We start from the raw sequence: 26,207 nt of genomic DNA, 5'->3' as shown, positions 1-26,207 counted from the left end.
CGCGAGCGCGTGCGAACCACCATCGACGAGCAAACCACCATGCCTTGAGCCATCAACACCTGACGGAACGAAGGTTCCGCACTGCCGGCATCGGGGACAGGGCCGGCATGGCGGAGTTTGACGGGCACCACGGTTCATGAACCTGTCGTCGACGATGGCAAACGTCGCGGCGCAGGGCACACATCAGAAAAACAGGAACCGGGTAGTCAGGACGCGGAAGACCGCCATCCAGCCTTGCGGCGCACAGCGCACGGGGCACGCGATCGGCGGCGGGCATGAATCGATGACACAAACAGATCGTGCGCAGGGCGCCGCGCTGGCCGGCTTGCGCGCCGCCGACGGGGCAAACGGCGGAAGCCTCGGCGGGAACCTCAGCAGACATACCGCGGGCATCGGCGGCGGTGCGGCCAGCGGGCCCGTCAATCCCGTGGAGGCGGCCCTGCCCTGGCAGACGCGCCACGACCAGCTGCTGGCGGTGCGCCGCACGGTGCGGCTGTCGATTCCGATCAACATCATCCTGGGCCTGAGCGTGCTGGCCGTGGCCTGGCACGCCGGGCGCGGCGCCACGGCGGCGGTGTGGTTCGTGATATCGCTGCTCTGGAACGTGCTGCGCATCTGGATGTGCCAGGTGCCGGTGGGCCCGGCGCCCGGCATCACGCGGCCGGACGCTGGGCGGCTGGCACGCACGGTGGCACGCCACCTGCGCATCCACTGCACGCTGGCGCTGCTGTCGGGGCTGACCTGGGCTGCCATTCCGGTGCTGTGCGATGGCTACACGTCGCCGCAGACGCTGTTCTACCTGACCGTGGTCTGCGGCATCACGGCCGGCGCGGTGACCCACGGCTTTGCGTACGCGCCCATTCCGCTCTGTTTCATCACGCCACCGCTGCTGTCGGCGGCCGCCTGCCTGGTCTTGTTTGGTGACTTCGACAGGTACTGGCTGGCCGCCACCACCCTGCTCTACCTGGCCGCGCTCATCCGGGGCACGCTGGAAAGTGAACGGCAGATCCGGCATTCGATCCGGCTCAAGAACGAGGCCACTGCCATTCAGGATTCCCTGCGTATCGCGCATGACCATGCGGTGAATCGTGCCGACGAAATGTGGACGCTCGCCAGCCTGGATCCGCTGACCGGCCTGCTGAGCCGCAGCGGCTTCTTTGCACGGGCCAACAAGCGTTTTGCCAACGGGTTGAGCGGCCGGCACTGCCTGTTGCTGCTGAACCTGGACGGCTTCAAGCTCATCAACGACGCGTTCGGCCACAAGGCCGGCGACGGCGTGCTGCGCGAGGTGGCGCGGCGCCTGGAGGCGGTGGCGGGCCCCGCCATGCTGGTGGGCCGCATGGGCGGCGACGAGTTCATGCTGCTCTACGATCCGATCGACAACGACGATTGCCCGTCGACGCTGGCCGCCCGGCTGATCGAGGCCGTGCGCCAGCCGCTGGACGGCTACGAATTCTGCGCGGTGGGCATCAGCATCGGCATCTGCCGCGGCCCGGACATCTGCCTGGACGACATGCTGCTGTTCGCCGACGCGGCACTCTACGCGGCCAAGCGGGCGGGCCGCAACAGCGTGTACGTGTTCGACGACGACCTGCATCGACACCTGCAGATGCAGCGCGACATCGAACGCGACCTGCCGCGTGCGCTGGCCGACGACACGCTGGAGGTGTGGTTCCAGCCAATTTTTGCCGAAGGCGGCGCACAGGTGCGCAGCCTGGAGGCCCTGATTCGCTGGAAACATGCGCGCCATGGCTGGGTGCCACCGCCGGAACTGGTGTCGGTGGCCGCGGCGTCCGGCTTGTCCGAGACCTTGCTGCGCGCCACGCTGTCAAAGGTCTGCCGCCTGTCCCAGGCCATCGGAGCCCAGGGCGGGCCACGCATTCCCATTGCCATCAACCTGTCGCCCCGCGAAATGGCACAGGTCGAGATCGACAAGCTGCTGCTGTCGACGCTGGAGGCCTGCCGGATCGAACCGGGCCTGCTGACCGTGGAAATCACCGAGGAAGTGGCGCTAGACGTGGTGGCCGTGCAAGGCAAGCTGGCCAACATGGCAAAGGCCGGCGTGGCGATTGCGCTCGACGACTTCGGCGTGGGCTACTCCGGGCTGGGGGCGCTGCGCCAGCTCGGCGCGGCATGCGTGAAGGTGGATCGCAGCTTCATCACCGATATCGCACAGTCGCCCCGCAACCAGGATCTGATGCGTGCGGTGCTCAATCTCGGGCGCTCGTTCGGCTTCGAAGTCGTGGCCGAGGGCGTGGAGCACGAAGCCGACCGGCAGACGCTGATCGGCATCGGCTGCGATGCCATGCAAGGCTACCTGCTGGCGCGTCCGATGCCCGAAGCCGAACTGCTGGCCTGGCTGCGCGCGCGCGCGGCCACGGCCACGGCGAACAGCGAGGCCAGCATCGACGGCGGCGGGGCCTGACGTCAGCCGCCGCGCGCCCGGCGGGCCTCGTACGCCTTCAGGTGGGTCAGTGCCATGGCCAGCGTGGGCGCGTCGGTGCTGCCCCGGCGTGCAAGCAGGTCGCCGACGATCTGGTCCGATTCGATGGCGGCGCCCCGCTCCACGTCGCGCAGCATCGACGCCGTGATGGGCGAGCCTTCCGTGAACAGCGTGGTCCTGGCTTGCTGCATCGCCGGCTCGCGCACCGGATAGCCATTGGCTGCCGCGATGGCGGCGCATTCGTCCAGCAGGGCCGCGATGGTCTCGCGGCCGCGCGGCGCGGCAAGGATGTCGCCGATGGTGGCCCGCATCAGGCAGGTGGAAGCCGCCAGCGTGGCCAGGAAGAACCATTTTTCCCACATGTCCTGCAGCATCGCGTCGCTGCGTTGCACGTCGAAGCCCGCGTTGCCGAATACTTCGGCCAGCGCCTGCGCGCGGGGGCTATTGCCCGACGGGCGCTCGCCAAATGACAGGATGTGGAATGCCGACAGATGCAGGATGGTGCCCTGGTCGTCGAGCGTGCTTGAAATCATGCAGCGGCCGCCCATCACGCGGGCCGCGCCAAAGCGGGCATCGAGCTGGTCCAGGTGCCGCATGCCGTTGAGCAGGGGCACGATCACGGTGTCCGGGCCCACGGCCGGGGTGATCGAATCCATGGCGCCGGCCAGGTCATAGGCCTTGCAGCTCAGCAGCACCACGTCGTACGGCGCGGCGATCTGCTCCGGAAGTACGACCGGGGGCGTGGCGATATGCAGATCGCCATGCGGGCTCTTGACGCGCAGCCCATGCTCGGCAAGTTGCCCAGCCCGCCGTGCGCGCACCAGAAAGGTCACGTCACGCCCGGCCTGCAACAGCCGTGCTCCGAAATAGCCGCCCGTCGCGCCGGCACCGACCACCAGAATACGCATCCTCGACTCCCAGGTCTGGCCCGGCACCTTGCCGGGCGATGCGCCATTCTAGTGGGGTTCCGGCAAGGCTGCCGGCGGCTTGCCGATCCTGCCGATCAGGCCGGAAACGGAAAAGGGGCCGTCAGTGGCGGCCCCCCCTCGTCGCGTCGCGTCATGTGAGCAGATTGAACACGAAGCCTAGTGCAATGGCGCCGCCCAGAGCCTCCAGCGTGGCCAGCGCCACTAGTTCGCGGAAAATGCGTGATTCGTCCTGCTTGGTCACCATGGTATTGTCTCCAGTCGGTTTTCCAAACGGCTGGCCGGTGGTGTCGTACCGGTCAGTCACACTGCAACCTGCGACTTCAGTAGACTGCAACGCCGGTGTGCAGAACAGTTGGCATAAACCCGCATGGGGTGATCCCCGATGGCATGCCGCGCTGTGGGTTTCCACCCCATGCAAGGAAAACCCCTACAATAGCGCCCCACGCAACGGCACCCGATCCGCCCCGCCACATGGCAGCGGACAAGCGCGCCGCCTGCATCCTGCTGTACCTGAACCCCTGCATTCCCATGATCTCAAACGCTTGCGGCGTCGACTTCGGCACGTCCAATTCCACCGTCGGCTGGTTGCGTCCCGGCGCCCCCACGCTGCTGCCGCTGGAAGACGACAAGTCCACGCTGCCATCGGTGATCTTCTTCCACGCCGAGGATCCGCTCGTCAGCTACGGGCGCGCCGCGCTGGCTGACTACCTGGCCGGCTACGAAGGCCGCATGATGCGGTCGCTCAAGAGCCTGCTGGGCACGTCAATGATGGACGACAGCACCGAGGTCATGGGCCAGGCCATGCCGTTCCGCAAGCTGCTGGCGCACTTCATTGGCGAACTGAAGGGCCGCGCCGAGCGCGCTGCCGGCCGCCAGTTCAGCGCGGCGGTGCTGGGGCGTCCCGTTCACTTCATCGACGAGGATGCCGCCGCCGACCAGCTTGCCGAAGACACGCTGGCGGAGATTGCCCGCGACGCGGGCTTCAAGGACATCGCCTTCCAGTACGAGCCGATTGCGGCCGCCTTCGACTACGAGGCCGGCATCGGCAGCGAGGAACTGGTGCTGGTAGCCGACATCGGCGGCGGTACGTCCGACTTCTCGCTGGTGCGCCTGTCGCCGGCGCGCGCGAAGAAGACCGACCGCCGCGAGGACATCCTGGCCAATGGCGGCGTGCACATCGGCGGCACCGACTTCGACCGCGCACTGAGCCTGGCCAGCGTCATGCCGATGCTGGGCCTGAACAGCCAGTTGCGCAACGGCAAGGCGATGCCGTCGGGCCAGTATTTCGACCTGGCCAGCTGGCACACGATCAACCTGGTCTATACGCGCCGCGCCTGGGCCATCGTGATGGACAACTATCGCGATGCCGCCGAAACCGAGAAGCTGGACCGCCTGATCCGTCTGATCAAGGACCGTGCGGGACACTGGCTGGCGATCCAGGTGGAGGCCGCCAAGATTGCACTGTCCGAGGCGCCGCTCACCACCATGGACCTCTCGCGCATCGCGCCCGATACCACGCTGGATGTCACGCGCGACGATTTCGACCAGTCGATCTCGAAACTGGTCGACAAGACGGCCAGCACCGTAAAGGGCATGCTGAAGACGGCCGGCGTTCCGGCCGATGCGGTGGATACCATCCTGTTCACCGGCGGCTCCAGCAGCGTACCGATGCTGCGCGAGCAACTGGCGCGGCTGCTGCCGGGCGCGCAGCGCGTGGAAGGCGACCTGTTCGGCGGTATCGGTTCAGGGCTGGCGCTGGACGCGGCCCGCAAGTTCGGCTGAGCCGGATTCCCGGCGCGTGCCCGGGGACGCTGGCAGACTGACCTGCTGGCCTGCCGGCGTGCCGACCGATTGGCCTACTGCTCGGCCTTGCAGAGGCCGATCTGCTGGGCCATCAGCACCAGGTCGGCAAAGGTGCGGGCGCGCATCTTGCGCATGGCCTGGCCACGATGGATCTTCACCGTCACCTCGCTGATGCCGATTTCCCCGGCGATCTGCTTGTTCAGCAGGCCCGAGACGGCCATGCCCATGACTTCCGCCTCGCGCGGCGTCAGCGTGGCGTAGTTGCCGCGAATCTCCTCCACCTTGCGCAGGCCCCGGCGACGCAGCCGGTCCTTCTCGATGGCCGCCGACACGGCGTCGAGCAGGTCCTGGTCGCGGAACGGCTTGGCCATGAAATCCTCGGCGCCCGCCTTCATGGCGGTCACCGTCATGGCGATATCGCCGTAGCCGGTCATGAAGATGATCGGGATATGCACCCCCATCTGCGCCAGGCGGGTCTGCAGGTCGAGCCCGCTCGGGCCGCGCAGCCGCACGTCGAGCACCAGGCAGCACGGCACATCAGGCAAGCGGTATTCCAGCAGCTCGGCTGCCGAGCCAAACAGCGCCGCCTGCATCCCCACCGACCGGAACAGATTGCCCAGGCCGGCGCGCAGCATGGCGTCGTCATCGACGATCAGCACCATCGCGTCGTCGTCGGCGCCCGTACCGGCGGGGTCCCCGCTCTGGGATGTCACGGCTCTGTTCTCCAAGGTCCTTGAGGGCATGTTGCGGTGCCGCCCGACGGGCGGCAAGTCAGGCGAAATCCGCGCGCACGGGGGCGACACGGGCCGGGGCGCGCCCAGCATTTCAGCACAGCGCGCGCCGCTTCGCCACCCATACCATTGGCTGAGTGGACAGCGCCGCCAAAACGCCCCGCAAAACCCTGCTTGTCGGCGGGCCCGCCAAGACCTATACCAAGTGGGTATGGCGAAGCCGCACGCGCCCGCCTACCCTGCGCGTGCCTTGTTATCCCGTCGCCCCCTGTTGCCCCCGTCGCCCATGTCCAGTCCTGTCCACTGGCGTGATCGCACGCCCGCCCGTCGCCGCCTGCCCGGCGCCTGCAAGTTCGCGCGCGGACGCCGCGGCGGACCGCTAATCCGTAGACACGATCGCCTAATACGATGGGCCAATGGCTGCAGACGCATGTGCCGTCTAGTCTTGCGTCGGGTCGCATCTTGCCTGTGCCCAGGCATGACGACTTCGATGCAACCCCGGTGCAGGACGGGCCAGCGCACGCTGCGCCGTCCGCGCCCAGCCCCAACCTTCGTTTCAAGGAATTTTCATCATGTCGAACCCGAAGCTCGAAGTACTGACCCCGCAGAACAGCCAGCTGATCATCATCGACCACCAGCCGCAGATGGCCTTCGGCGTGCAATCGATGGACCGCCAGGCGCTGAAGAACAACGTGGTGGGCCTGGCCAAGGCCGCGAAGATCTTCAACGTGCCGACCACCATCACGACCGTCGAAAGCGAATCGTTCTCGGGCTACACGTACCCGGAAATCCTCGACGTGTTTCCGAATGCCAAGACGCTGGAACGCACCTCGATGAATTCCTGGGACGACCAGAAGGTGCGTGACGCCCTGAAGGCCAACGGCCGCAAGAAGGTCGTGGTGGCCGGTCTGTGGACCGAAGTCTGCAACACCACCTTCGCCCTGTGCGCCATGCTGGAAGGCGACTACGAGATCTACATGGTGGCCGACGCCTCGGGCGGCACCACCAAGGAAGCCCACGACTACGCCATGCAGCGCATGGTGCAGGCCGGCGCCGTGCCCGTGACCTGGCAGCAGGTGCTGCTGGAATGGCAGCGCGACTGGGCGCACCGCGACACCTACGACGCCGTGATGAAGCTCGTCAAGGAACACTCGGGCGCCTACGGCATGGGCGTGGACTACGCCTACACGATGGTCCACAAGGCCGCCCAGCGCACCGGCACGCCGCATGAATCCATCGCGCCGGTGCCGGCACGCTAATCACCCGCGCCATCGGCATTCAATTTATTTGAATGAAATGTACAGCGCGAGTGCGGCAGTCACCGCATTCGCGCCGCTACAGTTCATGCCATCGCAGCACGGCCGGCGGATAGCCAGGAAATACGCCGGGCCGATAACTCAAACAATCTGAACTACTTCTTGCAGGGATATCTCATGTCCAACATCGCCCCCCAATCCCAGGCCGAACAACACGACGCGTCGCGCCGCAAGCTGCTGGTCGGCAGCACCATGGGCGCAGCCGCTGCCACCGTGGCATCGATGGCCGCGCTGACGCCGGCTGCCGCGGAAGCCGCACCGGCCGCGGGCCGCCAGTCGAAGCAGGGTCACTACGTGACCACCAAGGACGGCACGCGCATCTTCTACAAGGACTGGGGTTCGGGCCGCCCCGTGGTGTTCTCGCACGGCTGGCCGCTCGACGCCGACGCCTGGGACGCCCAGATGCTGTTCCTGGTGCAGAAGGGCTTCCGCGTGATCGCCCACGACCGCCGTGGCCATGGCCGCTCGGACCAGCCGGCGCAGGGCAACGACATGAACACCTACGCCGATGACCTGGCCGCCGTGCTCGACGCGCTGGACATCAAGGGTGCCACGCTGGTTGGCCATTCCACCGGCGGCGGCGAAGTGGCCCGCTACATCGGCCGCCACGGCACGAAGCGCGTGGCCAAGGCAGTGCTGATCGGCGCCGTGCCCCCGACCATGGCCAAGAGCGCCGCCTACCCGAACGGCCTGCCGCTGGAAGTGTTCGACAACATCCGCAAGGGCGTTGCCGAGAACCGCTCGCAGTTCTACAAGGACCTGGCCACGCCGTTCTTCGGCTTCAACCGCCCCAACGCCAAGGTATCGCAGGGCACCATCGACGCCTTCTGGGCGCAGGGCATGGCCGGCGGCATCCTGGGCCAGTACCTGTGCATCAAGGAGTTCTCGGAAGTGGACTATACCGAGGACCTGAAGAAGATCGACGTGCCCACGCTGATCCTGCACGGCGACGACGACCAGATCGTGCCGATCGACAATTCGGCCAGGCTGTCGGCCAAGATCGTCAAGAACGCCACGCTGAAGGTCTACCCCGGCGCTTCGCACGGCATGTGCGTGATCAACGCCAACCAGGTCAATGCCGACCTGCTGGCCTTCCTGAACGCCTGAGCCGCCTGAAATCATGTCAGTTACCCGCCGGCAGTTCATCGCCTCGGCCGCCGCGCTCGGCGCGGCAGCCTCTTCGGAGCTTTTCGCCATGTCACCGAACCCGACTCCCGATCTCATCCTGGTCAACGGCAAGTTCACCACCCTTGACAAGTCCAACCCGCAAGCCGATGCCGTGGCCATCCAGGACGGCCGCTTCCTCAGCGTCGGCACGCGCGACGAGATCATGAAGCTCGCGGCTGCCAGGACGAAAGTGATCGACCTGAATGGCCGGCGGGCCATTCCCGGGCTGATCGACAGCCACATGCACATCATTCGTGGCGGCCTGAACTACAACATGGAGCTGCGCTGGGACGGCGTGCGGTCGCTGGCCGACGCCATGCGCATGCTCAAGGACCAGGTCGCCCGCACGCCCGCGCCGCAATGGGTGCGCGTGGTCGGCGGCTTCACCGAGCACCAGTTCGCCGAAAAGCGCCTGCCGACCATCGAGGAACTGAACGCCGCGGCGCCGGATACGCCCGTGTTCATCCTGCACCTGTACGACCGCGCCATCCTGAATGGCGCCGCGCTGCGCGCCGTGGGCTACAACAAGGACACCCCGAACCCGCCGGGCGGCGAGATCATCCGCGACAAGAGCGGCAATCCCACCGGCCTGCTGCTGGCCAAGCCCAACGCGACCATCCTGTACGCCACACTGGCCAAGGGTCCGAAGCTGCCGCCCGAGTACCAGAAGAACTCCACGCGCCATTTCATGCGCGAAGTGAACCGCCTGGGCGTGACCGGCGTGATCGATGCCGGCGGCGGCTACCAGAACTACCCCGAGGACTACAACGTCATCGAGGAACTCCACAAGGAGGGCAACCTCACGGTGCGTCTGGCCTACAACCTGTTCACGCAGAAGCCCAAGGAAGAACTGAGCGACTTCAAGGCCTGGACTTCCACGGTGAAGCCGGGCCAGGGCGACGACCTGTACCGCCACAACGGCGCCGGCGAAATGCTGGTCTACACGGCCGCCGACTTCGAGGACTTCCGCGTCGAGCGCCCCGACATGCCGCCGTCGATGGAAGCCGACCTGGAGCCGGTGATCCGTCTGCTGGCCGAAAAACGCTGGCCGTGGCGCCTGCATGCCACGTACGACCAGACCATCGACCGCGCGCTGGACGTCTACGAGAAGGTGGCCAAGGACGTGCCGTTCAACGGCCTCAACTGGTTCTTCGACCACGCCGAAACGATCTCCGACCGCAACATCGACCGCATCGCGGCACTGGGCGGCGGCATTGCGGTGCAGCACCGCATGGCCTACCAGGGCGAGTATTTCGTCGAACGCTACGGGGCCAAGGCTGCCGAAGCCACGCCGCCGATCAAGAAGATGCTGGAAAAGGGCGTCAAGGTTGGCGCCGGCACCGATGCCACGCGCGTCGCGTCGTACAACCCGTGGGTGTCGCTGTACTGGCTGACCACCGGCAAGACCGTGGGCGGCATGTCGATGTATCCGCAAGCCAACCTGCTCGACCGCGAGACGGCGCTGCGCCTGTGGACCGAAGCCAACACGTGGTTCTCGTCCGAAGAAGGCAAGAAGGGCCAGATCAAGGCTGGCCAGCTGGCCGACCTGGCCGTGCTGTCGGCGGACTACTTCGCCGTGCCGGGCGACGACATCCAGGACATCACGTCCGTGATGACGGTGCTGGGCGGCAAGGTGGTCTATGGCGACAACGAGTTCGGCACCCATTCGCCCGACATTCCGCCGGCCATGCCGGACTGGTCGCCAGCCCGCCATGGCAGCCAGTACCAGCCGCGCCCGACGGCCAAGGCAAGGCAGCTGGCGATGAACACCGCCTGCGGCTGCGCCAGTTCGTGCGGCGTGCACGGCCACGCGCATGCCAGGGCGTGGACGTCCAGCGTGCCGACGTCGGACGAAAGCAGCTTCTGGGGCGCCCTGGGCTGCTCCTGCTGGGCGTTCTGACGCCGGCCGCATCCCGCCATCCGCATTGCATCGAACCGGAGACCCGTCATGCCCTATACCTCTTCCCCGCTGGCGGCGGCCGGCGACACCACGCACCGGCTGCCACGCTGGATGCACTGGATCGCCCTGCTGCTGCTGTGCGCGGCGTACCTGCAAGGCGGGCTCGTCAAGCTGTTCGACTTCTCCGGCGCGGTGGCCGAGATGCAGCATTTTGGCCTCAGCCCCGCCGTGCCGATGGCGGCGGCCACGATCGCGCTGGAACTGGCTGCGCCGGCCATGATCCTGCTCGGCGTGTACCGCTGGGTCGGCGCGCTGGCGCTGGCCGCCTTCACGCTGGCCGCCACCTTCATGGCCAACCGCTTCTGGAGCGCCCCGCCCGATGCCTACTTCATGCTGATGAATGCGTTCTTCGAGCACCTGGGCCTGGTGGGCGGCTTCCTGCTGGTCGCCTGGCACGACCTGCGCACGCGGGGTCGCGCATGACGCAAGCTGCCGCACCCTCCACGGCCAGGTCGTCCGGCTCGTTCGCGCCGCTGGCCCAGTCGACGTTCGCCGTCCTCTGGGTGGCCACGATCCTGGGCAATATCGGCAGCTTCATGCGCGATGTGGCCAGTGCGTGGCTGGCCACCGACCTGTCGTCGTCGCCGGCCGCCGTCGCCACCATCCAGGCGGCGGCCACGCTGCCGGTCTTCCTGCTCGCCATTCCGGCGGGCGTGCTGTCCGATATCCTGGACCGCCGCCGCTTCCTGATCGTGATCCAGATCGCGCTGGCAGCCGTCAGCGGTTCGCTGGCCTTCCTGTCGTGGCAGAACGGGCTGACGATCGAGATCCTGATTGCGCTGGCGTTTGCCGGCGGCATCGGCGCGGCGATGATGGGGCCAACCTGGCAGTCCATCGTGCCCGAACTGGTGCCGGCGAATACGCTGCGCCAGGCCGTGGCCCTGAACGGCCTGGGCGTCAATATCGCGCGCGCCATCGGCCCGGCCATGGGCGGCCTGCTGCTGGCCGGGTTCGGCGCGGCCGCCACCTACTGTGCCGATCTGATCAGCTATGTGTTCGTGATCGGCGCGCTGATCTGGTGGAAGCGCCCCGTGCAGCCGAGCGATCCGCTGCGCGAGCATTTCTTCAGCGCCTTCCGCGCCGGGCTGCGCTTCACGCGGGCCCATAGCAAGCTTCACATCGTACTGCTACGTGCGGCCGTGCATTTCGCGTTTGGCAGCAGCGTCTGGGCGCTGCTGCCGCTGGTGGCCAAACAACTGCTGCACGGCGGTGCCGGGCTGTACGGCGTGCTGCTCGGCGCGGTTGGCGCAGGGGCCATCCTGGGCGCGCTGTCGATGCCCACGCTGCAAAAGCGCCTGGATGGCGATGGCGTGATCCTGGTGTCGGCCATCGCAACCGCCGTGGTCATGGCCGGGCTGTCGTTCGCCCCGCCGGTGTGGCTGGCGCTGCCGCTGCTGTTGGTACTGGGCGCGGCGTGGATCCTGGCGCTGACCACGCTGGGCGGCGCGGCACAGGCCATCCTGCCGAACTGGGTGCGCGGCCGTGCGCTGGCCGTCTACCAGATGGTATTCAACGGCGCGCTGGCCGGCGGCAGCCTGCTGTGGGGCTTTGTGGCCCAGGCACTGGGCACGCCGCACGCGCTGCTGATTGCCGGCGCGGGCCTGGTCGTGGCGGCACTGTTGCTGAACCGCATCCGCCTGCCGCGCGGCGAGGAAGACCTGGGGCCGGCGCATCACTGGCCCGAACCCGAGATGGCCGACGACATCGCCCACGATCGCGGCCCGGTCATGATCCTGATCGAATACTGCATTCCGGCGGCCAACCGCGAGGCATTCCTGCGCGCTGTCCATCACCTGTCCGAGGAACGTCTGCGCGACGGCGCCTTCAACTGGGGCGTCATGGAAGACCCGGCCAACCCGGAACTGCTGACCGAATGGTTCCTGGTCGAGTCGTGGGCCGAACACCTGCGCCAGCATCGGCGCGTGCCGAATGCCGATGCCGACCTGCAGCGCGACGTGGCCCGGTTCCATGTGGCCAGCGAGCCGCCGCGCGTGCGGCACCTGCTGGGCGTGGGGCTGCCGGGCGCCACGCGCTGATCCCGGCATCCACCGTTTCGTTGTTTTGTTGTGTTGTTGTGTTGTTGTATTGCGAGACCATCATGAAGATCTATCTTGTCTCTCTTGGCGCCGGCATCCTGGTCGGCATCATCTATGCCCTGATGCAGGTGCGCTCGCCCGCGCCGCCGGCCGTGGCGCTGATCGGCCTGCTGGGCATGCTGATCGGCGAACAGGTGGTGCCGCCGATCAAGCGCATGATCGCCGGCGAGCCCGTGACCCTCTCGTGGTTCCATTCCGAGTGCGTGCCGAAGATCACCGGCACGCCCGGACCCGCCACGCTGACGGCAAAGACCGATGAAAAGACCGATGCGGCGCACTGACGGGCTGGCGTTGCTGGCGGCGCTGGCCGCACCCGCATCGGCGCTGGCGGCCGACTCCGTGACGATCTACGGCCGGCTGAACACCGCCATCGAATACTCGCGTGCCAGCACGGCCACCGACGGCACGTCGCTGGGCAGCGTGGTCCGCCAGACCAATTACCGCTCGGTATGGGGCCTGCGCGGCGAGGAAGGGCTGGGCGGTTCCCTCAAGGCCGTCTGGCAGATCGAAAGCAACCTGTCGATCGACAACGGCCAGGGCGGCATCGCCACGCGTAATTCCCGCATCGGCCTGCAGGGCGACTACGGCCTGCTGTTCATGGGGCACTGGCATACGCCCTATACCGAGTCGACCATGGCGTACGACCCGTACTATCCAACCACGGCCGGCTACATGGCGCTGATCGGCAACGGCTCGACGTCCAGCTCGGATAACGTGCAGGACACCAGCTCGTTCGACCGGCGCCAGAAGAACATCCTGCAGTACCGCACGCCGCAGCTGGCCGGCGTCAGCGTCTGGCTGGGCTGGGGCCTGCCGGAGGAGAAAAACACGGTCGCGCGCAACCCGGCGCTGTATTCGGCCGCCGTGGTCTACGACCAGGGGCCGCTGAATGCCACGCTTGCCTACGAAATCCACCAGCACTACCAGGCCGCCGGGCGTAACGACGATGCACTGAAGGTAGGTGTGGCCTACCAGCTGTTCAAGGGCACGCGCATTTCGGCGCTCTACGAACACCTGCACTACCGCACCGACACCGGCGACCTGCAGCGCAACGGCTACTATGCGTCGCTGGTGCAGCAGCTGGGCCCGGGCAGCGTGCGGCTGGGCGTTGCGCTGGCCGCCAACGGCACGGGGTCATCCACCGATACGATCGGCTTTTTCCGCAGCGGCCCGGAGACCGGCGCCACGCAGTTCACGGTCGGCTACGACTATCCGCTGTCCAAACGCACGGCGCTGTTCGTCTTCTACAGCCGCATCAACAACAGGAAGAACGCGATCTACGACTTCGCGATCAACGAACTGGGCGTCAGCGCCGGGGCCGACCCGCAGACGTTCGCCCTGGGCATGCGGCACAACTTCTGAGGTCGGATGCCACGCACGGGGCGTCACTCATACCTTGGTATGGGTTCGCTCCGATTCGTGGCGGAGCGGGGCGGAAGCGAATATCCTTGTGGGTTTCCGCGCGGATCATGGTTGCTGCGCCGGCTTCCGCTGCCGGCGGCGCACCGGCAATACCACCGTATGATGTCGAGCATGGCCCGGCGGGATTATGCTGTGCGCGAGCGGTGGCCCCTGTCACCGCTCCAGACTTCTCAAGGATTCCGTGTGACTGCCACCCCCGTGATTGCCATTGTCGACGACGACGCCTCCGTCCGGCATGCCATGGGCAGACTGGTGCGCTCGCTGGACATGACCGCGGAACTCTATGGCGGCGGCTCGGAACTTCTGGCATCCCCGTCGATCGCCGGCATCGACTGCGTCATCACCGACGTGCAGATGCCCGGCATGAACGGCTTTGCCCTGTGCGAGGCGCTGCGCGCCCGCGGGCACAGGATGCCCGTCATCTTCATGACCGCCTTCGCACAGGAAGGCTACGAACAGCGTGCCCGCGACGCCGGCGCGGCCTGTTTCCTGAACAAGCCCTTTCAGGATACGGATATCATCGGCTGCATCGAGGACGCCCTGCACATCCGCCCCGGAAACTAGGCCCGCTCCCAGGTCTCCCATTTTTCTCCGGCGCCGCCCCATGACGACCGACGAATCCAGCCTGCCGACTCACTTCCGGAACGGCCCGCAAGACGCGCTCTCCCTGTCGGAATACCGCTTCGAAGCCTGCGTGCAGGATGGCATCGTGGCACTCTCGCGCGGTGCGCATGCCCGCACCGGCAGCACGCTGATGCTGGCACACGCGGCGTCCCCGCGCGCGGAGCCCGATGCCGCGCGGCGCATCGAGACCGAATTCGCGCAGCGCGGACTGCTGCGCGCGGAATGGGCGCTGGTGCCGCGCGCGCTCACCCGCTACCGCCAGGGCGTGGCGGCCATCTACGACGACCACGCCGGCACCCCGGTGTCCGCCCTGGCGGGCCAGCGCCTGCCCGTGGCGCAGGTGCTGTCGATCGCGCTCGGTGCCAGCGCGGCGCTGAAGGCCGTACACGAGTGCGGCCTCGTGCATCGCGCCATCACGCCGTGCAGCCTGTTCGTCGATGACGCGGGACGCTGCCGGATCGGCCGCTTCGGCTTTGCCATCCACGCCTCGCAGCCCGATGCCGACCGCCCCGCCCTGACCATGCTGGCGGGCGAAGCCCCGGCGTACATGTCGCCCGAGCACACGGGGCGCACGCGGCATGCCATCGACGCACGCAGCGATCTCTACGCGCTGGGTGTCATCGTCTACCAGTTGCTGACCGGGCAATTGCCGTTTGGCGTCAGGAACCCGGATGACCTTGGCGAATGGATTCACGGCCACGTCGCCGGCACGGCGCTGCCGCCCGATGCCATCGCACCCGGCGTGCCGTCCATGCTGTCGCGAATCGTGCTCAAGCTGCTCGAAAAGAGCCCGTCGCGCCGCTACCAGACCGCCGCCGGACTGCACGCCGACCTGACCCGGTGCGTCGATGCATGGCATTCGCATGGCCATATCGAACCGTTCGAAACCGGCGAGCGCGACATCTCCGCCGATCTGGCGCTGCCGGACAGCCTTTACGAGCGCAATGGCGAACTTGCCGCCCTGACCGACGCGTTCGCCAGAGTGCAGGCCAGTGGCACACCGGCCGTGGCGGCACTGGCCGGGCCATCGGGGGCAGGCAAGAGCACCCTGACGCAGGCCTTCCTCCAGACCATGCAGGCGCGGCGCGCGTGGTGCGCGACCGGCAAGGCGGACCCGTCCCGCCAGGCCGTGCCCTACGCCGTCCTCGCCGATGCCTTCCGCATGCTGGTTCATCAGATCCTCGGCCTGCCCGAAGAGGCGGTGCGGATGTGGCAACTGCGGCTGGCGCAGGGCCTCGGCAGCTACGGGCAGGTTGCGGCGCGCATCGCGCCGGCCTTGCGACTGCTGGTCGCCGATTTTCCGGCGCCGCCCGCCGCGCAAGGCGCCGATGCCGATGTGCACGTCGGCATCGCGATGCGCCAGCTGGTGCAGGCGTTTGCGCAGCCAGACCTGCCCTTCGTGCTGCTGATCGACGATATCCAGTGGATCGACCAGCCGTCGCTGCAGCTTCTGGCGCGCCTGGCCGATGCCTCGACGCCGCTGCCCATGCTGCTGGTCTGCAGCGCGCGCACCGCTGACGCGTCGCCGCTGGCCGCACTGCGCCAGCGGTCCGCCGTGCGGGACATCGCCGTGCCCAACCTGTCGGTGGCATCGGTCGCCACGTTGCTCGCCGAGGCCCTGCGCATGCCCGAGCCGGCCGTGCAGACCCTCGCGCAGCGGGTCCACGCCAAGACGCTGGGCAACCCGTTCTTCGTCAGGCAGTTCCTGCGGACGCTGGCCGACGAACGGCTGATCCACTGCTCGCCCCAGGGCGACAGCTGGCAGTTCGACCTGGTGGCCATCGAGCAGCGCAGCTACACCGACAACGTGGCCGAACTGTGCCTCCAGCGGCTGCACCGGCTGCCGGCGGAAACGCGCGACTGCCTGCGCGGCATGGCGTGCCTGGGCAGCCATTCTCCGGTCGCACTGCTTTGCGACATCTTCGACCTGTCCGAACGCGCACTGCATGCGCGGCTGGCGCCGGCGCGCGCCGCGGGGCTGCTGATGCTGGCCGAGCAGGCGTACTTCTTCACGCACGACCGCATCCAGGAAGCCGCACACGACGGCCTCGACGCGACCGCACGCGCCCGGCTCAGCCTGCGTGCAGGACGCCTGCTCTCGCAATCGACCGGGCGCGATGGGCGCGACGACCTGCTGTTCCGTGCCGCAGACCTGCTGATGCACGGCGAGACGCAGCAGACGTCGATCGACGACGCCCGTGCGATTGCCACGCTGTTTCTGGACGCCGCGCGGCGCGCTCGCAGCACGGCCGCCTACGCCGCGGCGCTGCAGTACATCGACAGCGGCCTGCGCCGCGCGTGCGGGCCGGGCATGCCGTCCGCTGCCGCAGACGGGCTGGTGTTCTCGCTGCGCGAGGAACAGGCCCACTGCTGGTTCCTGCAAGGCCGGCTCGACGAGGCGCTGGCGCTGGCCGCCGAACTGCTCCAACGGCCGACCGGCCCATTGCGGCAGACCGGCGTATACCGGCTGCAGATCGAAATTCACATGCGACGGTCCGAGAATGCACTGGCGGTACAGCAGGCCATCGAGGGGCTGCATGGCTTCGGCATCGACCTGCCGCCGCATCCCTCCGATGCGCTGTGCGATGCGCTATATGCCGAGATCCGGCCGCAGCTAGACGCCACGCAGCTAGACGCCCTGCTTGCCCTGCCGGATGTGGCCGACGCCCGCATCGACGCCGCCATGGGCCTGCTGGCGGCACTGCAGATTCCGGCCAGCTTCACGGACCCGAACCTGGCGTTCGCCACGCTGTGCCAGATGATGCGGCTCACGCTGGCACGTGGCATGAGCGCATCGGCCACCGCGTCGCTGGGCTGGCTCGGCGTGCTGGTGTGCCATCGCTATGGGGCATACCACGACGGCTTTCGCTACGGGGAACTGGCGCGACGGCTGACCACACGTGCCGGCTACGCCGGGCACGAGGCGCGCACCCTGTTGCCGCTGGACCAGCTCAGCGTATGGACCCAGCCGCTGTCCTATTCGATCGAGTGCGCACGGGCCGGCTTTGCCGCGGGCGTGGCACACGGCGACATCACCACGGCCTGCTATGCGTGCTGTCATGTCGTGGCCGTCATGCTGGCGCGTGGCGATCCGCTCGACGAGGTCGAGGCCGAAATCGCGCGCGGCCTGCAGTTCGTACGCGCCGCCCGGTTCGGCGACGTGGAGGCCATCCTGCTGCTGCAACAACGGTTCGTCGAGGGGCTGCGGACGCTTGCGTGGCAGGCCGCCGGCGTGCCGACGGGTCAGGCGCCCGCCGAGGAACGCCTCAGCACGTTCGAGTTCTGGCAGGCCGTGTATCGGTCGAACGTCCTGCTGCTGGCTGGCCATGTCGATGCGGCCGCGCGGTGTCTCGACCACGCGGCCACGTTCGCATGGTCAGCGCCGGCCCATATCCATCAGCTCGACTTCCACCTGATGCGTGCGCTGACGCTTGCCGCCCAGCTCGACGCATCGCCGGCCGCGCCCGATGCGGCAGCCTGGCAGATGCTGCGTGCCGACGCCCGCAAGCTGCGCGACTGGGCGCAAACCAACCCGTTGACGTTCGCCGACAAGGCGCTGCTGGTGGAGGCCGAGTTGGCCCGGCTGGAAGGCGACGCGCTGACGGCCATGTCGCGCTACGAACGGTCCATCGCCCATGCCACCGCGCACGGCTTCGTGCAGGTTGCGGCCATGGCCCACGAGCGCGCGGCGCGGCTCGGCGACGCGCATGGGCTGGCATCGGCCGCCGCCGCGCATCGTCGCCATGCGCGCGACGCATACCTGCGCTGGGGCGCCGTCGGCAAGGCACGGCAACTGGAATCCGACCATCCGGATATCGTGGAGGCCACGCCACTGCGTACCTGGCATCTGGGCACCAGCGCGCAGACGCTCGATGCCGAGAGCGTGATCAAGGCATCCCGGGCACTGAGCGAGGAAATCCGTCTCGACCGCCTGATCGACAAGCTGATGACGATCGTGCTCGAGTACGCCGGCGCCCAACGCGGCCTGCTGATCCGCATGCGCCCCGAAGGGCCGGTCGTCGAGGCCAGCGCGGACACCACGGCCGATGGCATTCATGTGCGCGTCACCCAAGACCCGGTCACCACCAGCGCACTGCCCGTGACCATGCTCCATACGGCGGTACGCACGGGACAGGCCGCCATGGCCGGCACGTCGGCCGGCGCCAACCCGTTTGCGACCGACCCGTACTTCGGGCTGGCCGCCCACCGGGCGGAGCTGTCGGAGCCGGCGGAACTGGCGGGCATGGCGGACATCTCCGCGCTGTGCATTCCGATGCTGCGCCACAACGAGGCCATCGGCGCGCTCTACCTTGAAAACCGCCTGGTGCGCGACGCCTTCACGCTGGACCGCACGCGCGTGCTGGAGCTGATCGCCTCGCAGGCGGCCATCTCGCTGCGCACGGCACGGCTTTACGACGACCTGCTGGCCGAAAACGAACGCCGCCAGCAGGTGGAGCGCGAACTGCGCGCCAGCGAGGCATCGCTGGCCATGGGCGAAAGTGTCAGCCACACGGGCAGCTGGCGCTGGGACCTGAAGCGCGACCGCTTCACGGGCTCGGACGAACTGCGCCGCATCTACGAACTCGACCCCGACCAGCACGACCTGCCGTTCGCGGTCTTCCTGTCGCACATGCATCCCGAGGACCGCGAGATGGTGCGGCACGTCACCGAGACCCATGTCGCGCGGCAGGCCACCGTCCGCGTGGAGCACCGCATCGTGCGGTCCGACGGATCGATCCGCTACCTGGCCGCCATCGGCAAGCCGTTGCCCGGCGACGATGGCGAACTGGACTACGTGGGCACGGTGACGGACATCACCGCGCGCCGCCAGGCCGAAGACGCGCTGCGCAGCGCCCAGGCCGACCTGGCCCGCGTAGCGCGCGCCACCACGGTGGGCCAACTGACCGCGTCGATCGCGCACGAGGTGAACCAGCCACTGATGTCGATCGTGTCGAATGCCGGCGCCAGCCTGCGCTGGCTGGCCCGGCCCACGCCCGACATCGCCAATGCGCGCGAAGGGCTGGAGGCGATCCGCAGCGAAGGCCAGCGCGCAGGCGACATGATCCGCAGCTTGCAGGCGCTGACGCGCAACGCCGCGCCGGTGCTGGCCCAGGTGGACATCCACCAGGCCATCCGCCATATCCTGGCGATTTCGCGCAACGAGTTCGAGCGGCGCCAGATTGCACTGAAACTGTCGCTCGATGCCGAACCCGCGCATGCCTTTGGCGACGACATCCAGTTGCAGCAGGTGATCCTGAACCTGGTGGTCAACGCCATCGACGCCATGGGCGAGATCCACGACAGGCCACGCTTGCTGCACCTCGCCACGCGCCTGGTCGATGACCAGTGGCTGGAAGTCAGCGTAGCCGACACCGGCACCGGCATCGGGCCGGACCTTGCCGAGCAGGTGTTCGAGCCGTTCTACACCACCAAGGTCAACGGCATGGGCATGGGGCTGGCCATCTGCAAGTCGATTGTCGAAGCGCATCGCGGCCAGTTGCGCGCCGAGGCGCTGGCGCCGCACGGCAGCCGCTTTGCCTTCTCGATTCCGCGCCAGCAGTAGCCGCCCCGGCGTACCGTGCGAATTCGAAAGTGCGGCCACCGGAATACAAGGCTGGCGGATCTGCCCGACGTAGGCTAGGTTGAATCTTTCGCTGCCTGGCTTATCTGACAGGCATCCCTTCCGGACAAGGAGCACAGCATGGCCACGGAAAATGCAGCCGATCTGATCACCTCGGTGCTGCACGGCGCCGGCGTTCGCCGCATCTTCGGCGTCGTTGGCGACAGCCTCAACGGACTGACCGAATCGCTGCGCCAGCGCGGCGACATCGACTGGATCCACACCCGGCACGAGGAAACCGCTGCCTTCGCGGCCGGCGCGGAAGCGCACCTGACCGGCAACCTTGCCGTGTGCGCCGGCAGCTGCGGGCCGGGCAACCTGCACCTGATCAACGGGCTGTTCGATTGCCATCGCTCACGCGTGCCGGTGCTGGCCATTGCCGCACACATTCCAAGCGCCGAGATCGGCCGCAACTATTTCCAGGAAACGCATCCCGAGCAGCTGTTCCGCGAATGCAGCCACTATTGCGAACTGGTGTCCAGCGTGGAGCAGCTGCCCGGCGTGCTCGAGACCGCGATTCGCGCGGCCGTGGGGCGTCGGGGCGTGGCGGTCATCGTCATTCCCGGTGACGTGGCGCTGCGGGCCGTTGCGACGGCAGGGATATCCGCACCGGCGTCGATGACGCTGCCCGCGCCCGTGGTGGTGCCCGACGCCGCTTCGCTGGACGCACTGGCCGAACTGCTGCGTGGCGGCCAGCGCACCACGCTGCTGTGCGGGCGCGGTTGCGCCGGCGCGCACGACCAGGTGGTGCGGCTGGCCGAGACACTGAAGGCGCCGGTGGTGCACGCGCTGGGCGGCAAGGAATTCATCGAATACGACAACCCCTACGACGTGGGCATGACGGGGCTGATCGGCTTCAGTTCCGGCTACCACGCCATGCAAAACTGCGACACGCTGGTCATGCTGGGCACCGACTTCCCGTATCGCCAGTTCTATCCCGAACGAGCCCGCGTGGTGCAGATCGACGTACGGCCGGAAAACCTGGGGCGTCGCACGCGGCTGGATCTCGGCCTCGTGGGCGATGTGGCCGCCACGCTCGACGCGCTGCAGCCACGCCTGACCCCGCAGGCCGACACCGCCTTCCTCGATGCGAGCGTGCGCCACTACCGCGACGCACGCAAGCAGCTGGACGACCTGGCCACCGGCGACAGCGGCCGGCGCCCGATCCATCCGCAATACCTGGCCCGGCTGGTCAGCGAGCAGGCCGCCGACGATGCGATCTTCACGTTCGACGTGGGCACGCCCACCATCTGGGCGGCACGCTACCTGCACATGAATGGCCGGCGCCGGCTGATCGGATCGCTGGCGCACGGGTCGATGGCCAACGCGCTGCCGCAGGCCATCGGCGCGCAGGCCGCCTTCCCCGACAGGCAGGTGGTGAGCCTGTCCGGCGACGGTGGCTTTGCCATGCTGATGGGCGACTTCCTCACGCTCGTGCAGCAGGGGCTGCCGGTCAAGGTGGTGATCTTCAACAACAGCGTGCTGGGCTTCGTGGCGCTGGAGATGAAGGCATCGGGCTTTCTGGAGAGCGGCACCTCGCTGCAGAACCCGGATTTCGCTGCCATGGCTCGCGCGGTGGGCGTGCACGCGCAGCGCGTGGAAGACCCGCGGCTATTGCCGGATGCCGTTGCGTCGATGCTGGCGCACGATGGGCCGGCCCTGCTCGACGTCGTGACCAACACCCAGGAGCTGGCCATGCCGCCCGCGCTCAAGGCGGAACAGGTCAAGGGTTTCAGCCTGTGGGCGCTGAAGGCCGTCATGAACGGCCGCGCCGACGAACTGGTCGAACTGGCGAAAACCAACCTGCTGCGCTAGGCGCCCGCTGCCGCGCCTGACCTGGCTGACTCCCCTCGCCCACACGGCCGAGGGGAGTCAGCCATTGCGCCCGCCACCACACGCCTGACCGCTCCCATCTCATACCTTCGTTTAGCGCGTCACCGACCACGCGGCAATTGAAGCCACCCTGCCCTGACTTCTACGATGCCTGTCAACAAGACACAGGAATCCACGGGAGCCCCCAGATGCCGTTGCCACGCCGATGGTTATCCATCCTCCTCATTGCCGCCATGCTGGCCATCGCAATGGCCGCGTACCTGATGTGGGAGCCGGCTATCGCGCCGGTGGCACCACCGGCTCCGGCATCGTTCGACCGGCAACGCGTGCTGCGCGGCGCCCAGGTGGTGGCACAGGGTGATTGCGCGGTATGCCACACCGCCAGGGGCGGCAAGCCGTTTGCGGGCGGCCTGCCGCTGGCCACGCCGTTTGGCACGATCTACTCCACCAACATCACGCCCGACCCGGAAACGGGCATCGGCAACTGGTCGCCCGAGGCATTCACGCGCGCCATGCGCCGTGGTATCGCCCGCGATGGGCACCAGCTCTACCCGGCCTTTCCGTATATCCATTTCACGCGCATGTCGGACGACGATATCGCGGCGGCCTACGCGTACCTGATGCGGCGCGATCCGGTACAGGCCCGCACGCCAGCCAACGCGCTGGTGTTCCCGCTGAATTTCCGCCCGCTGGTGGCGTTCTGGAACGTGCTGTTCCTGCGGCCCGGCCCGCAGGCCCCCGATACCTCGCGCAGCGCGCAATGGAACCTCGGGCGGTACCTGGTTGACGGCCCCGGCCACTGTGCTGCGTGCCACACGCCGCTGAACCTGATCGGCGGGGAGAAATGGAGCCAGGCGTTCGAAGGCGGGGTGATCGACGGCTGGGAGGCACCGTCGCTGGCCGCCCTGGCGCATGGCCCCGTGCCGTGGACAGCGCCGGAACTGGTGACCTACCTGCGCACCGGTGTCTCGTCGGCACATGGGGCCGCGGCCGGGCCGATGCTGCCCGTGACCCGCGAACTGGGCACCGTGCCGCAGGCCGATGCCGAAGCCATTGCCGCCTATCTGCTGGGCCTGCGCAAACCCGCCCCCCGGCAGGCCGGCCCCGGCAGCGCACCCGTCGATACGCAGGCCGTCCAGCGTGGCCAGGTGCTGTTTGCCGGCGCCTGTGCGTCGTGCCACGGCGATCGGTCGCCCATGCAGCAATTCGGCGACCGGCCAAGCCTGGCCACCAGCAGCGCCATCCATGCCACCACGCCGCGCAACGCCATCCAGATGATCCTGCAAGGCGTGCCATGGGAAGGCGAGGACGCCCTGCACTTCATGCCCGCGTTCCACCAGGCCCTGGATGATCGCCAGATCGCGGACCTGACCGTCTATCTGCGGGCCACCTATTCCCGCCTGCCGCCGTGGAACGACGTTGCGCAGGCCGTTACCGACATCCGCAAGGGAGATGCCCCGCAATGATCCAGCTCACCGTCAACGGCACCACCCATTCCCTCGACATCGATCCCGCCACGCCGCTGCTCTATGCCTTGCGCGAAGACCTGCGGCTCAACGGCGCGAAGTTCGGCTGCGGCCTGGGCCAATGCGGCGCCTGTACCGTGATCGTCGATGGCCAGCCGACTTTCTCGTGCCTGCTGCCGGTGTCGGCCGTGGGCAAGCGCCCGGTGCGGACCATCGAGGGCCTTGGCAGCGCGCGCAAGCCCGGCGCGCTGCAGCAGGCGTTCATCGATCACCAGGCGGCGCAATGCGGCTATTGCATCGCCGGGATGATCATGCGCGCCCAGGCGCTGCTCGATCGCAACCCGCATCCGGACGATGCCGAGATCCGCGCGCACATGGAGCCCAACCTGTGCCGTTGCGGCACGCATATGCGCATCCTCGCAGCCATTCGCGCAGTGGCGGATGCCGGCAAGACCGGCATCAAACCCGCCACGGAGGCCGCATGATGGATCCCGTAGACGACATCGCGAACGTGGCCAATCCGGGCCGGCGCGCCTTCATGGTGTCCGGCTCGCTGCTGGTGGGCTTCTCGCTACTGCCGGGCAGGCAGGCGCTGGCGCAGATGGTGCTGGCCGACGAAGGCGCGGCCATTCACGTGGGCAAGGGGCTCGAAAAGCTGCCCGGCAGCCTGAAGACCAACCCGTATCTGGACGCCTGGATCCGCGTGGCACCTGACAACGCCGTCACCGTCCATACGGGCAAGGTCGAACTCGGTACCGGTATTCGCACCGCGCTGCTGCAGGTGGCCGCCGAGGAACTGCAGATCGATCCGCGCCGCATCACGTTCCTGACGGCCGACACCGTGCGGCTGCCGGACGAAGGACTGACCGCCGGCAGCCATACGATGGCCGACAGCGGCAGCGCGCTGCTGCATGCCGCAGCCCAGGTACGCGGCCTGATGACCGATGCCGCCGCGCGCGTGCTGCGCGCGGACCCGGCCACGCTGACCGCGCGCGACGCGCGCATCGCGGCCCGCGATGGCCGTTCGGTCACGTTTGCCGAACTGCTGCCGCATGTGAACCTGCACACGATGGCCACGCCGACGTCGCCGCTACGCGATCCGGCATCGTTCACCGTGATCGGCACCGCCATGCCGCGCCTGGATATCCCCGGCAAGGTAACCGGTGGACCCAGCTACGTGCAGGACCTGAAGATGCCTGGCATGGTGCATGCCCGCGTGGTCCTGCCGCCGGCCTACGAGGCGCCGCTGCTGTCCGTGGACGAAGCCGGCGCGCGCGCCACGCCCGGCTTTATCGCCATCGTGCGCGACGGCAGCATGCTGGCCGTGGTGGCCCAGCGCGAATGGCAGGCGGTGCAGGCCCAGCGCGCGCTGTCGGCCGGGTGCCGCTGGGGCAAGGGCCGCGCCCTGCCCCAGCCAGACCAGGTGGCGGCGCAGTTGCGCCAGATCGCCACGGAGCGCATCGTGATTGCGGACACCAGGGCGCCGATGCCGCCGGCGGCGAAGACACTGGAGGCCACCTGCACGAAACGCTACCTGATGCACGGATCGATCGGCCCGTCGTGCGCGGTGGGTCATCTGCAGGACGGCAAACTGACCGTCTGGACCCATTCGCAGGGGGTCTACCCGCTGCGCGACGGCCTGGCCGAGATGCTGTCGCTGCCCAAGGATGCCGTCCGCTGCGTGCATGTGGAGGGCTCGGGCTGCTATGGCCACAACGGCGCCGACGACGTGGCCGCGCACGCCGCGCTGCTGGCCCGCGCCCTGCCGGGGCGCCCGGTGCGCGTGCAATGGATGCGCGACCAGGAACACATGTGGGACCACTTCACACCGGCCATGGTCACGCACGTCAAGGCATCGCTGTCGGCCGACGGCACGATCGTCGATTGGGACTATGCGCTGTGGAGCAGTTCCCACAACGAACGGGTGGTCAACGCCGGCCGGCTGCTGCCTGCCACGCAGCTCGCGCGGCCGTTCAAGCCGGCGCCGTCCACGCCGATGCTGCAACCCGAGGGCGGCGGCGACCGCAACGCGATTCCGCTCTACCGGCTGCCCGCGAGCCATATCGTCAACAACTTCTCGCCGACCATGCCGCTACGCACGTCGGCCATGCGGTCGCTGGGCGCGCACATGAACGTGTTCACCATCGAGACCTTCATGGACGACCTGGCACGTGCGGCGGACACCGACCCGGTGGCATTCCGCATCCGCCACATGGACGACCCCCGCGCGCTCGACGTGATCCGTCTGGCGGCACAGCGGTTCGGTTGGCCGCGCCGCCAGCGCAAGCCCGGACACGGCGTGGGTTTCGCCTTCGGCAAGTACAAGAACCTGATGGCCTACGTGGCGATGGCGGTGGAAGTGGCCGTGGAACGCGATACGGGCCAAGTTCGGCTGACACACGCCGACGTGGCGGTGGACTGTGGACAGATCGTCAATCCCGATGGCGTGCGCAACCAGATCGAGGGCGGCATCCTGCAATCGGCCAGCTGGACGCTCTACGAGCAACTGCGCTTCGACGCCAATGGCGTGCGCAGCTTCGACTGGGGCAGCTATCCGATCCTGCGCTTTTCCGCGGTACCCGCGCAGGTGCGCGTGCATCTGGTGGATCGCCCCGGCACCCCGTTCCTGGGTGTGGCCGAAGCGGCAATGGGCCCGACCGCCGGCGCCATCGGCAATGCCCTGTTCGATGCCACGGGCCAGCGCCTGCGCGACATGCCGCTGGCCGGCGAGCGGCTGCGCCACCTGATTGCGCCCTGAGCCGCTTTCCCGTCCCCCGTCCCCATTTCACATATCTCG

Annotated in this window: 17 protein-coding genes; 15 read left to right on the top strand and 2 right to left on the bottom strand. The window is 68.0% G+C overall.

The window, feature by feature from the left end; all coding sequences use genetic code 11:
• Positions 1 to 283: 283 nt before the first annotated feature.
• Entirely contained in the window at positions 284 to 2,425 is a 2,142-nt protein-coding gene (locus AC3G88_RS20620) for a putative bifunctional diguanylate cyclase/phosphodiesterase (protein ID WP_488773820.1), read from the top strand.
• A 2-nt stretch (positions 2,426 to 2,427) separates the two neighbouring features.
• On the opposite strand, the gene panE is transcribed toward AC3G88_RS20620, so the two are convergent.
• The gene (gene panE / locus AC3G88_RS20615) at positions 2,428 to 3,351 is read right to left on the bottom strand and encodes a 2-dehydropantoate 2-reductase (RefSeq protein WP_153947045.1); all 924 of its coding nucleotides are present in this window, start codon (positions 3,349 to 3,351) and stop codon (positions 2,428 to 2,430) included.
• A 549-nt stretch (positions 3,352 to 3,900) separates the two neighbouring features.
• On the opposite strand from panE, the gene AC3G88_RS20610 reads away from it, so the two are divergent.
• On the top strand, positions 3,901 to 5,154 hold the full coding sequence (locus AC3G88_RS20610; protein WP_488773868.1) for an Hsp70 family protein: 1,254 nt from the start codon (positions 3,901 to 3,903) through the stop codon (positions 5,152 to 5,154).
• A 74-nt stretch (positions 5,155 to 5,228) separates the two neighbouring features.
• Here the strand turns inward: AC3G88_RS20610 and AC3G88_RS20605 are convergent, their stop codons facing one another.
• Positions 5,229 to 5,888 (bottom strand): response regulator transcription factor, encoded by a 660-nt coding sequence (locus AC3G88_RS20605; RefSeq protein ID WP_487522699.1) that lies wholly within the window; start codon positions 5,886 to 5,888, stop codon positions 5,229 to 5,231.
• Between the two features lie 590 nt (positions 5,889 to 6,478).
• On the opposite strand from AC3G88_RS20605, the gene AC3G88_RS20600 reads away from it, so the two are divergent.
• From AC3G88_RS20600 to AC3G88_RS20540, 13 genes are all read left to right on the top strand, one after another.
• Positions 6,479 to 7,165: a hydrolase gene (locus AC3G88_RS20600; protein WP_153947043.1), complete on the top strand. Its 687-nt coding sequence runs from the start codon at positions 6,479 to 6,481 to the stop codon at positions 7,163 to 7,165.
• Positions 7,166 to 7,414: 249 nt separating this feature from the next.
• The gene (locus tag AC3G88_RS20595; RefSeq protein WP_254775882.1) at positions 7,415 to 8,329 is read left to right on the top strand and encodes an alpha/beta fold hydrolase; all 915 of its coding nucleotides are present in this window, start codon (positions 7,415 to 7,417) and stop codon (positions 8,327 to 8,329) included.
• Between the two features lie 13 nt (positions 8,330 to 8,342).
• Entirely contained in the window at positions 8,343 to 10,289 is a 1,947-nt protein-coding gene (locus AC3G88_RS20590) for an amidohydrolase (RefSeq protein WP_488773821.1), read from the top strand.
• A gap of 48 nt (positions 10,290 to 10,337) precedes the next feature.
• Positions 10,338 to 10,772, top strand: a complete 435-nt coding sequence (locus tag AC3G88_RS20585; RefSeq protein ID WP_153947040.1) for a DoxX family protein — start codon at positions 10,338 to 10,340, stop codon at positions 10,770 to 10,772.
• Positions 10,769 to 12,385 carry an MFS transporter gene (locus AC3G88_RS20580; RefSeq protein ID WP_488773822.1) on the top strand — a complete coding sequence of 539 codons (1,617 nt, stop codon included), beginning with the start codon at positions 10,769 to 10,771 and terminating at the stop codon, positions 12,383 to 12,385. Before AC3G88_RS20585 ends, AC3G88_RS20580 begins: the two co-directional genes overlap by 4 nt.
• A gap of 62 nt (positions 12,386 to 12,447) precedes the next feature.
• Positions 12,448 to 12,726: a XapX domain-containing protein gene (locus tag AC3G88_RS20575; protein WP_400394581.1), complete on the top strand. Its 279-nt coding sequence runs from the start codon at positions 12,448 to 12,450 to the stop codon at positions 12,724 to 12,726.
• On the top strand, positions 12,713 to 13,807 hold the full coding sequence (locus AC3G88_RS20570; RefSeq protein ID WP_488773823.1) for a porin: 1,095 nt from the start codon (positions 12,713 to 12,715) through the stop codon (positions 13,805 to 13,807). Before AC3G88_RS20575 ends, AC3G88_RS20570 begins: the two co-directional genes overlap by 14 nt.
• Before the next feature lie 243 nt (positions 13,808 to 14,050).
• Positions 14,051 to 14,431, top strand: a complete 381-nt coding sequence (locus AC3G88_RS20565; protein WP_488773824.1) for a response regulator transcription factor — start codon at positions 14,051 to 14,053, stop codon at positions 14,429 to 14,431.
• Between the two features lie 40 nt (positions 14,432 to 14,471).
• Positions 14,472 to 20,054 carry an AAA family ATPase gene (locus AC3G88_RS20560; protein ID WP_488773825.1) on the top strand — a complete coding sequence of 1,861 codons (5,583 nt, stop codon included), beginning with the start codon at positions 14,472 to 14,474 and terminating at the stop codon, positions 20,052 to 20,054.
• Positions 20,055 to 20,192: 138 nt separating this feature from the next.
• A complete protein-coding gene (gene poxB / locus AC3G88_RS20555) occupies positions 20,193 to 21,926 on the top strand; it encodes a ubiquinone-dependent pyruvate dehydrogenase (RefSeq protein ID WP_488773826.1) in 1,734 nt (577 codons plus the stop codon).
• Positions 21,927 to 22,177: 251 nt separating this feature from the next.
• Positions 22,178 to 23,410, top strand: coding sequence for a cytochrome c (locus AC3G88_RS20550; RefSeq protein WP_488773827.1), 1,233 nt, complete (start codon positions 22,178 to 22,180; stop codon positions 23,408 to 23,410).
• On the top strand, positions 23,407 to 23,895 hold the full coding sequence (locus tag AC3G88_RS20545; protein WP_488773828.1) for a (2Fe-2S)-binding protein: 489 nt from the start codon (positions 23,407 to 23,409) through the stop codon (positions 23,893 to 23,895). The genes AC3G88_RS20550 and AC3G88_RS20545 overlap by 4 nt, the downstream gene beginning before the upstream one ends.
• Positions 23,895 to 26,168: a xanthine dehydrogenase family protein molybdopterin-binding subunit gene (locus AC3G88_RS20540; protein ID WP_488893822.1), complete on the top strand. Its 2,274-nt coding sequence runs from the start codon at positions 23,895 to 23,897 to the stop codon at positions 26,166 to 26,168. Before AC3G88_RS20545 ends, AC3G88_RS20540 begins: the two co-directional genes overlap by 1 nt.
• Positions 26,169 to 26,207: the final 39 nt, after the last annotated feature.

The organism is Cupriavidus sp. 86D6, assembly GCF_057815095.1.
This window is presented reverse-complemented; position numbering and strand designations above follow the sequence as displayed.

What these genes read in the sequence shown, in the direction of transcription:
- AC3G88_RS20620 (WP_488773820.1), top strand. Translation starts at nt 284, where the DNA reads ATGACACAAACAGATCGTGCGCAGGGCGCCGCGCTGGCCGGCTTGCGC.
- panE (WP_153947045.1), bottom strand. Translation starts at nt 3,351, where the DNA reads ATGCGTATTCTGGTGGTCGGTGCCGGCGCGACGGGCGGCTATTTCGGA.
- AC3G88_RS20610 (WP_488773868.1), top strand. Translation starts at nt 3,901, where the DNA reads ATGATCTCAAACGCTTGCGGCGTCGACTTCGGCACGTCCAATTCCACC.
- AC3G88_RS20600 (WP_153947043.1), top strand. Translation starts at nt 6,479, where the DNA reads ATGTCGAACCCGAAGCTCGAAGTACTGACCCCGCAGAACAGCCAGCTG.
- AC3G88_RS20595 (WP_254775882.1), top strand. Translation starts at nt 7,415, where the DNA reads ATGGGCGCAGCCGCTGCCACCGTGGCATCGATGGCCGCGCTGACGCCG.
- AC3G88_RS20590 (WP_488773821.1), top strand. Translation starts at nt 8,343, where the DNA reads ATGTCAGTTACCCGCCGGCAGTTCATCGCCTCGGCCGCCGCGCTCGGC.
- AC3G88_RS20585 (WP_153947040.1), top strand. Translation starts at nt 10,338, where the DNA reads ATGCCCTATACCTCTTCCCCGCTGGCGGCGGCCGGCGACACCACGCAC.
- AC3G88_RS20580 (WP_488773822.1), top strand. Translation starts at nt 10,769, where the DNA reads ATGACGCAAGCTGCCGCACCCTCCACGGCCAGGTCGTCCGGCTCGTTC.
- AC3G88_RS20575 (WP_400394581.1), top strand. Translation starts at nt 12,448, where the DNA reads ATGAAGATCTATCTTGTCTCTCTTGGCGCCGGCATCCTGGTCGGCATC.
- AC3G88_RS20570 (WP_488773823.1), top strand. Translation starts at nt 12,713, where the DNA reads ATGCGGCGCACTGACGGGCTGGCGTTGCTGGCGGCGCTGGCCGCACCC.
- AC3G88_RS20560 (WP_488773825.1), top strand. Translation starts at nt 14,472, where the DNA reads ATGACGACCGACGAATCCAGCCTGCCGACTCACTTCCGGAACGGCCCG.
- poxB (WP_488773826.1), top strand. Translation starts at nt 20,193, where the DNA reads ATGGCCACGGAAAATGCAGCCGATCTGATCACCTCGGTGCTGCACGGC.
- AC3G88_RS20550 (WP_488773827.1), top strand. Translation starts at nt 22,178, where the DNA reads ATGCTGGCCATCGCAATGGCCGCGTACCTGATGTGGGAGCCGGCTATC.
- AC3G88_RS20545 (WP_488773828.1), top strand. Translation starts at nt 23,407, where the DNA reads ATGATCCAGCTCACCGTCAACGGCACCACCCATTCCCTCGACATCGAT.
- AC3G88_RS20540 (WP_488893822.1), top strand. Translation starts at nt 23,895, where the DNA reads ATGGATCCCGTAGACGACATCGCGAACGTGGCCAATCCGGGCCGGCGC.